The sequence below is a fragment of the Streptococcus shenyangsis genome, from assembly GCF_006385785.1.
Lineage (GTDB): Bacteria > Bacillota > Bacilli > Lactobacillales > Streptococcaceae > Streptococcus > Streptococcus shenyangsis.
Window position 1 is genome coordinate 39275 of record NZ_VFSH01000010.1, and the last position, 12974, is coordinate 52248.

General features: G+C 41.0%; 16 protein-coding genes. 1 reads left to right on the top strand and 15 read right to left on the bottom strand.

The window, feature by feature from the left end:
• Positions 1 to 70: 70 nt before the first annotated feature.
• From FJR77_RS07770 to FJR77_RS07830, 13 genes are all read right to left on the bottom strand, one after another.
• On the bottom strand, positions 71 to 271 hold the full coding sequence (locus FJR77_RS07770) for an SPPN_00645 family bacteriocin-like peptide (RefSeq protein ID WP_049512841.1): 201 nt from the start codon (positions 269 to 271) through the stop codon (positions 71 to 73).
• A gap of 32 nt (positions 272 to 303) precedes the next feature.
• Positions 304 to 492 carry a hypothetical protein gene (locus FJR77_RS07775; RefSeq protein ID WP_140834203.1) on the bottom strand — a complete coding sequence of 63 codons (189 nt, stop codon included), beginning with the start codon at positions 490 to 492 and terminating at the stop codon, positions 304 to 306.
• A 19-nt stretch (positions 493 to 511) separates the two neighbouring features.
• Positions 512 to 694 carry a class IIb bacteriocin, lactobin A/cerein 7B family gene (locus FJR77_RS07780; RefSeq protein WP_140834202.1) on the bottom strand — a complete coding sequence of 61 codons (183 nt, stop codon included), beginning with the start codon at positions 692 to 694 and terminating at the stop codon, positions 512 to 514.
• 109 nt (positions 695 to 803) lie between these two features.
• Positions 804 to 944 (bottom strand): hypothetical protein, encoded by a 141-nt coding sequence (locus tag FJR77_RS07785; RefSeq protein ID WP_181146624.1) that lies wholly within the window; start codon positions 942 to 944, stop codon positions 804 to 806.
• Positions 945 to 955: 11 nt separating this feature from the next.
• Positions 956 to 1084: a smi_0059.1 family bacteriocin-like peptide gene (locus FJR77_RS07790; RefSeq protein ID WP_000658221.1), complete on the bottom strand. Its 129-nt coding sequence runs from the start codon at positions 1082 to 1084 to the stop codon at positions 956 to 958.
• Between the two features lie 369 nt (positions 1085 to 1453).
• Positions 1454 to 2185 carry a response regulator transcription factor gene (locus tag FJR77_RS07795; RefSeq protein WP_140834201.1) on the bottom strand — a complete coding sequence of 244 codons (732 nt, stop codon included), beginning with the start codon at positions 2183 to 2185 and terminating at the stop codon, positions 1454 to 1456.
• Complete coding sequence (locus FJR77_RS10365) at positions 2182 to 2997, bottom strand: GHKL domain-containing protein (RefSeq protein ID WP_235888725.1); 816 nt, start codon at positions 2995 to 2997, stop codon at positions 2182 to 2184. Before FJR77_RS10365 ends, FJR77_RS07795 begins: the two co-directional genes overlap by 4 nt.
• A gap of 564 nt (positions 2998 to 3561) precedes the next feature.
• Entirely contained in the window at positions 3562 to 3708 is a 147-nt protein-coding gene (locus FJR77_RS07805) for a smi_0057.1 family bacteriocin-like peptide (RefSeq protein WP_000425305.1), read from the bottom strand.
• Between the two features lie 152 nt (positions 3709 to 3860).
• The gene (locus FJR77_RS07810; protein ID WP_140834198.1) at positions 3861 to 5030 is read right to left on the bottom strand and encodes an N-acetylmuramoyl-L-alanine amidase family protein; all 1170 of its coding nucleotides are present in this window, start codon (positions 5028 to 5030) and stop codon (positions 3861 to 3863) included.
• Positions 5031 to 5362: 332 nt separating this feature from the next.
• The gene (locus FJR77_RS07815) at positions 5363 to 5596 is read right to left on the bottom strand and encodes an acyl carrier protein (RefSeq protein WP_000136448.1); all 234 of its coding nucleotides are present in this window, start codon (positions 5594 to 5596) and stop codon (positions 5363 to 5365) included.
• Positions 5597 to 5601: 5 nt separating this feature from the next.
• Entirely contained in the window at positions 5602 to 6594 is a 993-nt protein-coding gene (gene plsX, locus FJR77_RS07820) for a phosphate acyltransferase PlsX (protein WP_140834196.1), read from the bottom strand.
• Positions 6591 to 7361 (bottom strand): DNA repair protein RecO, encoded by a 771-nt coding sequence (recO, locus tag FJR77_RS07825; RefSeq protein ID WP_140834194.1) that lies wholly within the window; start codon positions 7359 to 7361, stop codon positions 6591 to 6593. Before recO ends, plsX begins: the two co-directional genes overlap by 4 nt.
• Positions 7358 to 8527 (bottom strand): pyridoxal phosphate-dependent aminotransferase, encoded by a 1170-nt coding sequence (locus FJR77_RS07830; RefSeq protein ID WP_140834191.1) that lies wholly within the window; start codon positions 8525 to 8527, stop codon positions 7358 to 7360. The genes recO and FJR77_RS07830 overlap by 4 nt, the downstream gene beginning before the upstream one ends.
• A gap of 148 nt (positions 8528 to 8675) precedes the next feature.
• Between FJR77_RS07830 and FJR77_RS07835 the strand changes: the two genes are divergently transcribed.
• On the top strand, positions 8676 to 9686 hold the full coding sequence (locus tag FJR77_RS07835) for a YeiH family protein (RefSeq protein ID WP_140834189.1): 1011 nt from the start codon (positions 8676 to 8678) through the stop codon (positions 9684 to 9686).
• A 31-nt stretch (positions 9687 to 9717) separates the two neighbouring features.
• Here the strand turns inward: FJR77_RS07835 and FJR77_RS07840 are convergent, their stop codons facing one another.
• Together FJR77_RS07840 and polA are read right to left on the bottom strand one after the other, a co-directional pair.
• Complete coding sequence (locus FJR77_RS07840) at positions 9718 to 10155, bottom strand: CoA-binding protein (RefSeq protein WP_140834187.1); 438 nt, start codon at positions 10153 to 10155, stop codon at positions 9718 to 9720.
• An 84-nt stretch (positions 10156 to 10239) separates the two neighbouring features.
• On the bottom strand, positions 10240 to 12873 hold the full coding sequence (polA, locus tag FJR77_RS07845; protein ID WP_140834185.1) for a DNA polymerase I: 2634 nt from the start codon (positions 12871 to 12873) through the stop codon (positions 10240 to 10242).
• Between the last annotated feature and the right edge of the window lie 101 nt (positions 12874 to 12974).

Below are 12974 nucleotides of genomic sequence, written 5' to 3' on the forward strand. Positions count from 1 at the left end.
AATCAGATTATGGTCTATTCGAAAACGAATTCAAAAATATAATATATGATATTCATTTTAATAAACTATATTAATAAAATGCATTGTAAACATTTCGCCCAAATGCTCTACCAGCATTATAGATACCACCGAAAAATCTTCCCGTACTATCAATCACTTTATGGACATCGATGTTAATATTACCTCTCCATGACACTCGACCGCCCTCTACTGTTGCTAAATCTTTTTCTGTAAGACTTGTAAATTTTTCTTCAATTTTTATCATATTCATTATGTCTGTTCCTCTTTATCTATAATTTTTTATTAAAATAAATAATTGTAAACCATTTCGCCAAACTTCTGCCCCGCCCAATAAATCGGTCCTAAAAGTAATGTCCCTAAAGCATAAACCCCAACTACTCCAACTATGAAAATTAATACTTTTACAGGAATTGACTGCAAACTGTAAAAATTCTCTACCCTAGTAATCCAACTTTCTATTATGCGTTCCATTAGCGCTCTTCCTTCCCTGTTAACGTCCACGACGCTTAGCATGTGCTCCTGAAGCACCATCTACAGCACCCAATAAAAATGTTCCTGCAATTGCGACTCCTCCAACTACTACTAAACCAAGCAACAAGCCTCCTTCTACATCGGCCAATTCCTCATGACTCATTACATGAAAACTATTTTCCATATTTTTAATTTGTTCCATCTTATTCTCCTTTTTTGATTATTAACGATTGAAAAGGTAGTTATTTATCTTTCCTTTTTCATATATTCTGTTCATTGTTGTAGGTAAACTTTACTCTCTAAATCTTATCTTAAAATCCAAATAACGCACGACGTAAAATTAACCCCACCATTAAACCACGTTGATAACTTTCCTTGCTACCACCCACCAGCAAGGCTAAGTCGCTTTCCTTTAATACTTCAATAGTATACTTATCATTCATTTCATTCATATCTTATCCTCCTAAAAACCAAAACCTCTACGAAATCCAATGTACCAATCTACAAGGGTCTTCGTCCAATTTTCTCCACCTTGAATATCGGTCAATTCTTCCGACGTTAGCTCAACAAATCCATAGTAATGTTCTTTCATTATTTTCCTTCCTTTCTTTTTTCTTCTCACTTATTTATTCGAAAAAATTTTCTAAAATGTACAACTAAATTAAATTTATTTAAAAAATAACTCAGTGAACCATGGGTAGAACATTGATATAAACATAAACCAGACTCCTTTCCTTTTCCTCTTATTTATCTATTCGAAAAACAATTCAAAAATGTACAGCTAATTAAATTTATTTGAAAAATAATTTAGTAAACCATGGATAGAAAATTGGTAGATACATGAACTAGGCTCCTTTCTGTTTCCTCTTACTTATCTATTCGAGAAAGAATCTAAAAAAATAAGAATATCAGAAATTTTTCCGACATTCTTATTGATAAACTCATCCAAGTCTAACAGATATTAGACATTAAGATGTTTTTTAAGTGTTCTTCTGGCTGTTCGTGATACGGGGAAGTGCAAGCCTTCTAACAGGGTCACTTCTGTCGCAGTCATCTCTTCAATGGCCTGTAAACTAACCAACGTATTGCGATTGGCATAGACAAAGTAATCTTTTTCAGCCTTGGCAGCAATATCCTTGAGACTGCCATAAATGGTCTTGATAGAATGATTGGCATAATAGACCTTGATACGATGAGATTCCACTGAGGTTTCAAAGGCTAAAATCTCATGGTAGGGTAGAGTAAAGCCCCGTCTCCCCTCAAAACTATAGGTAAAGAGACGCATATTTTCCCTCTTGTCCACTGCCAGTACATAGTCCAGACAGCGCTCCAGCTGATGACGGTAGTCCGCCTCTGGCTGATCCTTGGAAATAAAATCCAAGGCAGACAAGTGGTAGCGAAAAGCTAGTGGCAAAGCCTCCGAGTGTGTGGACACAAAGACAATACTTGTAAAAGGATCCCGCTCCCGAACCTGTTGAGCAACCTGAAAGCCCCGTTCACGCTCTCCATCAATCTCTAAATCCAATAAATAGAGCTGGTAATGGTCAAAATACTGAGAATACTTTTCAACATCTCCATAGTTTTTGGCAATATCAATTTCCAATCTCAAATTACGAGAGCGACCAATATCTAGTAAAGTCTGCTCTATCCGTCCTTGCTGGACTTTATCGTCTTCCAAAACTAAAATTCTCATTCCTCTCCCCCTCGTTTCTCATCCTTAAATGGCAATTCTAAATCTTGTCTAAAGGTCGTCTCTCCTAGCTGGGTATCTAAGTTTAAATCATAATGAAAAACCATATCCTCCAAGGTTGCTAAGCCCAGTCCACTGTGGTTTCCCTTGGTAGAGTAACCCTTTTGACTGAGAATGCTGGGATTCAGTTCTTCTTTCTTACGAGTGTTTTCAATGATAAAACGGACACTCCTATCGCCTGCCAATAAAGCAACTCGAATCTGCGGATTTTCCGCCTCACTGGCTGCCTCTAAGGCATTTGTCGTGAGGATAGAGAGGATACGGATAGCCTCCAACATCGGCAATGCTAGTTCTTCTACGACCCCCACCGTCTCCAAACTAAAATGAATTCCCTGCTTATCTGCCACAATCATGGCTTTTGCCAAGGTATTACGAATGGCTATATCATGGATATTATGAAGATTAAAGGCCGTGTAATCCGCCTTCCTCAGCTTTTCATTGGTCTTTAGAAAGACATCTTGATAAATGGTAGAAACTTCAGTCATGTCTTGATTGGCTATGGCAGGTTCCATGCTGGCGACAATTCCTGCAAAATCATGACGGAAACCTCGCACTTCATCATAGAGATGACCTAGCTTGTCCACCATCCCTTGCAAGGAACGATTTTCATCTTCCTGTCTCTGAATGGTCTGCTCATCACGATAAACCTGCTCCAAATGCTTGATGTAAAAGAGCCAAGAGAAAAAGAGAATGAAAATTAGGAGAGAGATGGTCGTGTCAAAACGAACGTAGAAAGAACTATTTATATTGGTCATAAACGAAGAGAATATCCTAAACACAGTCAGAGGTAGGATAATGAAAAAACTCTTACGATAGTGGATTTTGAAAGCATCTGAAAAGAATAAATCCAAATCCAAAGACCAACGCTTCATTATTTTACAACATAGAAATATTGATAATAAATCAAATACAGATCTATATAAGGTGGAAAACGAATCTACAAAACAACAAGGCTCACCGGATAATACACGAATCCAAATTGTCAAAAATAAATAACGAATACTCTGAAAGAAGAGAAAAAGATACAGAGAAAGAAAAAAAGCTTCCCCTTTTCTTTTATGCAATTCTAATAAAAAAACACAGTAAAAGAAGAGAATGATTCCTATATGGAATAATTCTCCAAATGTTTGACGAGCAGATAAACTAATTAAAAATACAAGGACCCAATAACGTTTTTTATAAAATTCTGGGGAAATTTGAGCACCCAAATAAATAGTAGGTACCATGGTTGAAACGACTACTAACAGTATATATAGCACAGAAACTAAGAATTCTAAAATAATCATAAATAAATCTAATCTCTAACGAATACTGTGAATTTAAGCAAAGTGTCTACCCGTACTAAATAACTTATCGCACCATTTTACGGCATCTTCAAAAATCCCTCCACCATTCACTTCCTTCAATACCTCTGGGGTTAACTCTTCAAATTGTTCCAATTCTACAAATGTATTTTTCATTTCCATGACAGACTCCTTTTCATTATTTTATAGCTAACTCTATCCCCTGCTCCATCTACAAAAGGCTTTAGCTTCCTTTTAAAATACAAGAAATCTAAAGCCTCCTGAAAATGGTATATTGGTTAGAGCGTTAACGATTAGTTGTGAAGATATTATTTTTATTTAACCACGACCACTTTATAATATTCGTTTGAGTGTGGAGATTCAATCTTAATTTTTTCACCGTATAAACCATCGATTTCTTTATCCAGATAATCTGAAACTCCTGATGGTAAGCGTTTCATCTTAAGAATTTCACCAGATTGACCCGCATAGGCTAAGATGTGATAGTGGGTTGTAGCCATACCATCATCAATTAATACAAAGTAACCTGTTTTGAGCTTACCTTGCTCATTTTCTAAATAGTATAGTTTATTGTTATTGATTGTAAAGCTGGTAGCCCCAAGACGAAGTCGTGCACCTGGATTTTCTAAATAGACATCATTGCCAGCTTTTTTAATCTCTGAATAGGTTGTCATTGCTGGGATATTAACCACACGATGTCCATTTTCATCAAAGTAGTAGCGATTTGGTAAGTTTTGGAAGTTCTGTACAACTGCCTTAGGATCAATTTCTTGTCCTTCTTCTTTATTATCCACTAAAGCTAAGGTAGTATTTGCAACCTCATCTCCATATTTATTAGAAAACTTCTTGAACTCTGGTCTGATATACCAAGCATTTTTTTCAATAATAACATCGTCACCTTTAGCATTTAGCAAATATTCTTGCCCATCTCCAAGTTTGACAATATCATGAATATTGTATCCAGCATCTTTTCTATTTGCTAGATAGCCATCCTTACCAATGACATAACTTTCCCCATCACTGGCTGGAACAGCTCTATCTGCGACCATAGCACCTGATTTTTCAAAGTAAGACCATTTACCATTTGCAGTCGCCCATCCTGTTGCCATAGCGCCACCGTCTTTGAGGTAATACCATGTAGATCCTTCTTTATACCAACCTGTACGCATGGCACCACTATCTGCTAGTGAGTACCATGTGCTACCTTCCTTGTACCAGCCAGTGCGCATAGCACCACTATCTGCTAGAGAATACCAAGTATTGCCGTCTTTGAGCCAGCCTGTCTGCATTTTACCAGTGCTGTCGAAGTGATACCATGAGCCAGCATTTTGTACCCATTTATCCTTAGCGAGACTACCATCTTGTGAAAGATTCCAGTCAGCACCATTTTTAACCCAAGTATCTGCAGCCTGTGCTTGGTTGATAGACAAAAGCAGACCAGCACCTGCAAGCAAACCAAGAGTAAGTAGTTTAGATTTTTTCATAGCCATTTCCTCCTTTATTGAATAGCTATAAGAGGACTTACCTCTTTATTTAGCTATATTCTAATACTTTTCATAGTCAAAGTCAATAATATTGTGAAAAATTAGACAATATTACCAATATCTACGAATTGTATTTTGAGTAATACCGTATTGATACAACTCTATAAAAATCCTTTCTTTTTTCTCCTTTTTGGAGATTGATTTTTCTAATTTTATTATATCCCTTATTTCTCCTCAGATTTCTCCTGTCCCTAGAAAGACTAAATCTGTTCCTAAACGGTCACTTGAACCAAATAAAAAATTCCAAAGCAAGTGCCTTGGAACTCCGATTTCTATTTTGCTTGAATAATCTTAACCACATCTCCTACACTTTGGAGTTGGTCAATTTCCTCATCGCTGATTTCGATACTAAATTCATCTTCCAGTGTCAAGATAAACTCCATCAAGTCAACTGAGTCAGCATCCAAGTCGTCTTTCAGACTCAAGGATTCTGTCACGACAAAGTCCTCTCCCTGTCGCTCTTGGATAATGGTCACAATACGGTCAAAAATTTCTTTTTCTGTCATCTCTTTTATTCTCCTGAAAATTCACGCGCAGTCTGGGCAACTACGTCTGTTTCTAGCATGGTACGAATCTGGCGGATTGTACTATAAACAGCCTTAGCATCGCTTGAGCCATGAGTCTTGACAACCGGTGCCTTGACACCAAACAAGACTGCTCCACCAACATCTGAGTAGTTGAGCTGTTTTTTCAAACCTCTGAGGCTATCCTTGAGAAGGAGGGCACCTAGTTTCGCTCGCAGACCTCCACCTGTAATAGCGGTCTTGAGCAAGCCCATGATTCCCATGGCTGTCCCTTCGATGGATTTGAGTACAGCGTTTCCCGTGAAACCATCTGCCACGACAACATCCGCAACGCTATTCATCAAATCACGCGCTTCCACGTTTCCGATAAAGTTCAAACTTTCATCAGCTGCTAGTAATTCGTAAGTTTCCTTACGAAGCGGGTCGCCCTTACTACTCTCTGTTCCGTTATTGAGCAAGCCAACACGTGGTTGCGCAATTCCGCGGACATTTTTTGCATAGAAGGAACCTAGAACCGCGTATTGATGGAGGTGCTGGGCTGTATTTTCCGCATTGGCACCGAGGTCCAGCATGTCAAAACCTTTCCCATCTACAGTCGGCAAGGTTGACATAAGCCCAGGACGGTCGATATTCTTGATACGACCTACGATGAAAAATCCTGCCGCCAACAAAGCACCTGTATTCCCAGCTGAGAGAACAGCGTCTGCTTCTCCTTCTTTGACAGCCTTGGCCGCCAATACCATGCTGGCATTTTTCTTCTTCCGAATAGCTCTCGTAGGTTCATCGTCTGAATCAATCTTCTCATCCGTATGGATAATGCTGACGCGCTCTGTCGCTGTCAGATATTGCTTGATTTTGCTTTCATCTCCGTAGAGTTGAACCTCAATATCTGAAAAGTCAGCTAGGGCTTGATTGACCCCCTCAACGATGGCCTGAGGTGCATAATCGCCCCCCATGGCATCTACTGCGATTTTTTTCATTTCTTTTCCTCTTTTAGTAATTGTCCCCAGTCTGCTAGGGAATCAATAAATTTCTTTGATTTTAGGTGAATCCCAACGTACTCTTCATAGAGTTGATCCATAAATTGGCGTAGCTCTTGCTTGATTTCAGGCTTAAGCGAAATGGTCTCCAAGGTCTCAAAATCAATGGCTTGAAATTGATTGAGCAGATAAGGAATATTGGGATTGAGATGGCAACGTCTTTCATCCTCATGATAATGATCTGGACAGAGGCAGGCTCCATATTTGAAAGAAAAATCAAAAGCCTGACCGACCCGATGGCAAAAGACACACTCATGAAAATTAAGGCTAATTCCAAAACGGGTCAAGATTTGAATTTCAAAAATATTGGTCAAAACTTGATAATCTAAGCCCTCTTCCATCAACTCTAGGGTCTTTCTCAAGAAGGCAAACAAGGGAGCATCCTGCTGATTATCCTGCAAACTAGCATCTGCAAGAGCCGCCACATAGGTCGCATAGGCCATGACAAAGAGATCGCTATTAATCTTGGGAAAGGTCATCACCTCGTGATAGTCCTCAATGTAACTGAGTCCGTCATCATTGATTCGCAAGAGAAATCGTGCCAGCACTAAAGGCTGAATAACCGACGCCAGTTTGGACTGGCCAGCATGTTTAACGAAAAACATACGCTTGCCAGCCCGCTCTGTAAAAATCTTAACTAACTTGTCATCCTCACGAAAGTTACGATTGTAGAGCACCAACCCCTGACTCGTAATAGACTGAATCATGCTTCTCTCATGTACTCCTCAAGACGTTTCATAGCTTCTCTGATGGTTTCCATGCTAGCTGCATAAGACAAGCGCACATAACCTTCTCCATATTGACCAAAAGCTGCACCAGGGATAAAGGCAACAGCCTTCTTGTGAGCAAAATCCTTCAGAAAAGCAAAAGAATCTTGATTGTAGCCTGCTGGAATCTTAGCAAAGATATAAAAGGCACCGTCAGGTTTGATAATCTCAAAACCAAGAGCAGTCATTTTATCTATAATATAGTCCCGACGCTGGATATATTCCTTCTTCATAGGTTCCGCATCGTTTTTACCAGCCGTCAATGCTTCTACCGCAGCATGTTGCGCCATGGTATTTGCGGCAGTAACCAAATACTGGTGACTCTTGATTAACTGGGCTGTGAAGGCTGCAGGAGCGAAAATCAGTCCCAAACGCCAACCTGTCATGGCATGTGATTTAGATAGACCATTGATAATAATAGCCTGATCTCTCAACATAGTTCCCAGAGATACATGGGTTTCGCCTGTGTAGGTCAATTCTGAGTAGACCTCATCACAGACAACGAAAATCTCATACTTGCGTAAAACGTCTGCCAAGGCCTCCAACTGCTCCCGACTATAGGTAATTCCTGTCGGATTGGCTGGATAGTTGAGGATAACCGCCTTGAGCTTGTCACCCTGCTCCAAAATGGCCTTCTCCAACATCTCAGGAGTCAAGACAAAACCATTTTCAGTTGTGTCAATCTCGACAACCTCTGCCCCAACTAGATTGACAATCGGTTCATAACCTGGATAAGCAGGAGCTGGCAAGAGCACCTTGTCTCCCTCTTCCAAAATAGCTGTCAAAGTAGCAGACAATGCCTCTGTCGCCCCAATTGTAACCAAGATTTCATTTTCAGGAGCATAGTCCAGTTGGTATTTTTCCTTAACAAAGTCACTGGCTGCCTGACGTAGAGTCAGCAAACCACTCATCCCTGTATAGTAGGATTGGTTCTGGTCAATCGCTCGCTTGGCCGCCTCCTTGACATGATCTGGCGTTGTAAAATCAGGTTCCCCCAAGGTCAAACGCAAGACCCCAGGAATCTCCGAAATAGCCTGGTCAAACTGACGAATCAACGAAACTTGAATCTTATCTAACTGTTTATTAAAGCGCTTAGTTAAGTCCATAGATACCTCCTACTTTCAAAACGTATCTCTATTATACTACAAAAGCCCCCCGACCGCAAAAATACATTATAGAATAGCTTTCCACTTTCTATTTTACTTTTCCTCTTTACAGGTCTATAATGGTAACAGATTCTATTTGGAGGTTCTTATGTCATTTCTATCAAAAAATGGAGCAGGTATCTTTGCCTGCCTTCTCATTTCTATCGTATCTTGGTACTTAGGAGGATTCTTCCCTGTGATTGGCGCGCCTGTTTTTGCGATTTTCATAGGCATGCTTCTCCATCCCTTTCTCTCATCCTATAAACAACTGGATGCGGGGTTGACCTTTAGTTCTAAAAAATTGCTCCAGTATGCCGTTGTCTTGCTTGGTTTCGGTCTCAATATCTCGCAGGTCTTCGCAGTTGGGCAATCTTCACTCCCTGTCATCCTGTCCACCATTTCAATAGCCCTGATTATTGCCTACCTCTTCCAGCGCTTCTTTGCCCTGGATACAAAACTGGCTACCTTGGTTGGAGTAGGTTCTTCTATCTGTGGTGGTTCTGCCATTGCTGCGACAGCGCCCGTTATCCATGCTAAGGAAAAGGAAGTAGCCCAATCCATTTCCGTTATCTTTTTCTTCAATGTCTTGGCTGCGCTCATCTTTCCAACCCTAGGTACCTGGCTTCATCTATCCAATGACGGCTTCGCCCTCTTTGCAGGGACTGCGGTCAATGATACTTCCTCTGTAACCGCCACAGCCAGCGCCTGGGACAGCCTTTACCAAAGTAATACCCTCGAATCCGCAACCATTGTCAAACTTACGCGGACACTGGCTATCATCCCCATCACTCTCTTTCTCTCCTACTGGCAAAGTCGCGAGCAAAAAAATAAGCAAGGCTTTCAACTGAAAAAAGTATTCCCACTTTTTATCCTTTACTTTATCCTTGCATCTCTCCTAACAACTCTACTGACCTCTCTCGGGGTATCCAGTAGTTTCTTTACCCCACTCAAACAACTCTCCAAATTTCTCATCATCATGGCCATGAGTGCTATCGGTCTCAAAACAAATCTGGTCGCTATGGTCAAATCCAGTGGAAAATCTATTATCCTAGGAGCCATCTGCTGGATTGCCATCATCCTCACCAGTCTTGGTATGCAGACCCTTATCGGCATTTTCTAATACAAAAGGTAGCCCACCAGCTACCTTTTTCTTATGCTTCCTTAATCAAGCGAGTATGTTCTCTCTTGATGCAGCGATTCATCACAATGTCATCGCATCCACCAGAACGCAAAATCTCTTCCGCTTCTAGATTTTCAAGTCCTAGCTGCGCCCAAAAAATCTTAGCATCAGCCTTGAGAAAATCACGCGCCACATCTGGCAAAAACTCACTGCGACGGTAAACATTAACAATATCTACAGGAAAAGGAATCTCAGCTAGGCTGGCATAAGCCTTTTCACCTAAGATTTCGCCACCTGCCGCCTTGGGATTGACTGGAATAATTTTATAACCCCGATCCTGCATTTCCTTGGTCACTCGATTGCTGGTTGTTTCCTCCCGGTCTGACAAACCCACAACAGCAAGGGTTTTACTCGTTGCTAGATACTGACGAATCACGCCATCACTTGGATTGATAAATTCTTGACTCATAGAAATCCTCCTTTTTCATCAGTATAGCATGTTTTGAAAAGGCTTGCATAATTCTACTACAAAAAAGGAGGACTAGCCCCCTTTTTATTTAGCCTCGTACCAGGTTGCCCCTTCATTCTCATCTGCGATGAGAGGAACACTGAGTTGAATAGCTTCTTCCATAGTTTGTTTGACTAATTTTTTCATCTCTGCTAATTCAGATTTAGGAACTTCAAGGACAATTTCATCGTGAACTTGTAGAAGCATCTTAGTCTGATAACCACCTGCAACCAAGGCCTTGTCTAGTTGAATCATGGCAATCTTAAGAATATCTGCTGCTGAACCCTGGATAGGTGAGTTGATAGCTGTCCGCTCCGCAAAACCACGAATATTAAAGTTACGCGAATTAATATCTGGCAACTCACGACGACGCTTGAAGAGAGTTTCCACATAGCCCTTATCACGCGCCTCACGCACCACTTCATCCATGTAGTTTTTAATACCTGGGAAACGTTCAAAGTAAGTGTCAATGTAGGCTTTGGCTTCCTTACGGCTAATGCCCAAATTATTAGACAAGCCAAAGTCTGAGATCCCATAAACCACTCCAAAGTTAACTGCCTTGGCATTGCGACGGTCGTTTGCAGTCACATCCTCAGGACGCTCAATGCCAAAGACCCTCATAGCTGTCGAAGTATGGATGTCCGCTCCCTCTTGGAAAGCCTTAATCAAGTGCTCATCCTTAGAAATATGCGCCAAAACGCGCAATTCAATCTGTGAATAGTCCGAACTAAGCAGGACACTATCCTCCCACTCAGGTACAAAAGCCTTCCGAATGAGACGGCCCTGCTCCAAACGCACAGGAATATTTTGCAAGTTGGGATCCACACTAGACAGACGCCCTGTCTGGGTCAAATCCTGCACATATCGAGTATGAATCTTGCCATCAGCCAAAATCCAGTCCTGCAAGCCAATTACATAAGTGGATTGAATCTTAGAAATCTGACGGTAGTCGAGAATTTTCTTAACAATTGGCGCAATAGGAGCTAAACGCTCCAAGACATCCACTGCAGTCGAATAACCTGTCTTGGTTTTCTTAGTGTATTCTAGAGGAAGTCCCAATTTTTCAAAGAGAAGCACGCCCAACTGCTTAGGCGAGTTGATATTAAACTCCTCACCAGCCAGTTCGTAAATCTCCTGAGTGAGTTTTTCAATGACAAGCTCATTTTCAGCCTGCATCTCAAGCAAGGTCTCTTTCTTGACCCTAATACCAGCAATTTCCATCTTGGCAAGGACAAAAGCCAGAGGTTGCTCCATATCATAAAGAAGCTCTAATTGCCCATTTTCGCTGAGTTTTTCAAGTAAAATAGGCTCTGTTTCGACCAAAACAGCAAGTTTACGCGCCAAATGCTCCAAGAATTTCTCGCGTTCAGGAATGGCCTTCTTGACTCCCTTACCATAGAAAGTCTCATCATCAACCAAATAAGTCTGACCATAAAGACTAGCAATAGTAGCAATTTCATTGTCCTCCACAGTCGAAAGGAGGTATTTAGCCAAACGGCTGTCAAAAGCAGGTGCCTGCAAATCCACACCCAAACGATGCAAGAGAACTTTAGCCTTCTTAAAATCATAAACTCTCAGAGGTGTTTTTTCTAAAAAGTCCTTGAAAATCGGGTCTTGCAAGAGCTCAAGCTTGTCTGTGGCATAAAGCTTATCTCCACAAGACCAGGCAAATCCAATCAAATCATCCGTATGGTAATTCTCACCAAAAAGCTCAAAATGGAAGATAGAGTCCGCACTCAGCATATCTTGACTAACTTGGTCAACGATAGTAAAGTCCAAACTCTCAGACACATCAGTCGAAGATGCATTTAAAGCCTGCTTAAGCTGTTTGAAGCCCATCTCATCGTAGAATTTCCCAAGATTTTCAATATCTGGACCACTATAGACCAAATCCTCCAAACCAATCTCAACCGGTGCCTTGGTATCAATGGTCGCCAGTGTTTTCGACAAAAAGGCCTGTTCCTTATCATTGATGAGATTTTCCTTCATCTTAGAAGTCTTCATCCCATCAATATTTTCATAAATTCCCTCAAGTGAACCATGCTCCAGCAAGAGCTTGATACCCGTCTTTTCACCGATTTTGGTCACCCCAGGAATATTATCCGACTTATCTCCCATAAGCGCCTTGAGGTCGATAAACTGAGTCGGTGTGATGCCCATCTTTTCCATGAGATAATCTGGCGTAAAGGCCTCAAACTCAGCCACACCTTTCTTGGAAATCTCAACCACCGTATGCTCATCCGTCAGCTGAATCAAGTCCTTGTCCCCACTGACAATGGTAATATCAAAACCATCCTGCTCTGCTAGCTTATCCAGTGTCCCAATAATGTCATCCGCCTCATACTGAGCCAACTCATAGTGACGAATCCCCATATGATCCAACAACTCACGAATGAAGGGAAATTGCTCACGAAACTCATCAGGAGTCTTAGCTCGACCACCCTTATAGTCCGCATACATCTCTGTACGGAAGGTCGTCTTACCCGCATCAAAAGCCACCAAAATATGACTCGGCTCAACCCGCTCCAACAAATGGCTCAACATCAACTGGAAGCCATAAATCGCATTGGTATGCAAACCAGCCGCATTCTTAAAACGGTCCAACTGCTGATAGAGCGCAAAAAACGCCCGAAAAGCAACAGAAGACCCATCAATCAATAATAATTTTTTCTTATCCATACACCCATTATAAAGGAAAGCAGGGAAAAATACCATTGGAAAGAGCCATACCCAATATTTTTCATTCTTTTTCCGAATAAATAGATAGTAGCGGTGAATCT

What these genes read in the sequence shown, in the direction of transcription:
- FJR77_RS07770 (WP_049512841.1), bottom strand. Translation starts at nt 271, where the DNA reads ATGAATATGATAAAAATTGAAGAAAAATTTACAAGTCTTACAGAAAAA.
- FJR77_RS07775 (WP_140834203.1), bottom strand. Translation starts at nt 492, where the DNA reads ATGGAACGCATAATAGAAAGTTGGATTACTAGGGTAGAGAATTTTTAC.
- FJR77_RS07780 (WP_140834202.1), bottom strand. Translation starts at nt 694, where the DNA reads ATGGAACAAATTAAAAATATGGAAAATAGTTTTCATGTAATGAGTCAT.
- FJR77_RS07785 (WP_181146624.1), bottom strand. Translation starts at nt 944, where the DNA reads ATGAATGAAATGAATGATAAGTATACTATTGAAGTATTAAAGGAAAGC.
- FJR77_RS07790 (WP_000658221.1), bottom strand. Translation starts at nt 1,084, where the DNA reads ATGAAAGAACATTACTATGGATTTGTTGAGCTAACGTCGGAAGAATTG.
- FJR77_RS07795 (WP_140834201.1), bottom strand. Translation starts at nt 2,185, where the DNA reads ATGAGAATTTTAGTTTTGGAAGACGATAAAGTCCAGCAAGGACGGATA.
- FJR77_RS10365 (WP_235888725.1), bottom strand. Translation starts at nt 2,997, where the DNA reads ATGACCAATATAAATAGTTCTTTCTACGTTCGTTTTGACACGACCATC.
- FJR77_RS07805 (WP_000425305.1), bottom strand. Translation starts at nt 3,708, where the DNA reads ATGGAAATGAAAAATACATTTGTAGAATTGGAACAATTTGAAGAGTTA.
- FJR77_RS07810 (WP_140834198.1), bottom strand. Translation starts at nt 5,030, where the DNA reads ATGAAAAAATCTAAACTACTTACTCTTGGTTTGCTTGCAGGTGCTGGT.
- FJR77_RS07815 (WP_000136448.1), bottom strand. Translation starts at nt 5,596, where the DNA reads ATGACAGAAAAAGAAATTTTTGACCGTATTGTGACCATTATCCAAGAG.
- plsX (WP_140834196.1), bottom strand. Translation starts at nt 6,594, where the DNA reads ATGAAAAAAATCGCAGTAGATGCCATGGGGGGCGATTATGCACCTCAG.
- recO (WP_140834194.1), bottom strand. Translation starts at nt 7,361, where the DNA reads ATGATTCAGTCTATTACGAGTCAGGGGTTGGTGCTCTACAATCGTAAC.
- FJR77_RS07830 (WP_140834191.1), bottom strand. Translation starts at nt 8,527, where the DNA reads ATGGACTTAACTAAGCGCTTTAATAAACAGTTAGATAAGATTCAAGTT.
- FJR77_RS07835 (WP_140834189.1), top strand. Translation starts at nt 8,676, where the DNA reads ATGTCATTTCTATCAAAAAATGGAGCAGGTATCTTTGCCTGCCTTCTC.
- FJR77_RS07840 (WP_140834187.1), bottom strand. Translation starts at nt 10,155, where the DNA reads ATGAGTCAAGAATTTATCAATCCAAGTGATGGCGTGATTCGTCAGTAT.
- polA (WP_140834185.1), bottom strand. Translation starts at nt 12,873, where the DNA reads ATGGATAAGAAAAAATTATTATTGATTGATGGGTCTTCTGTTGCTTTT.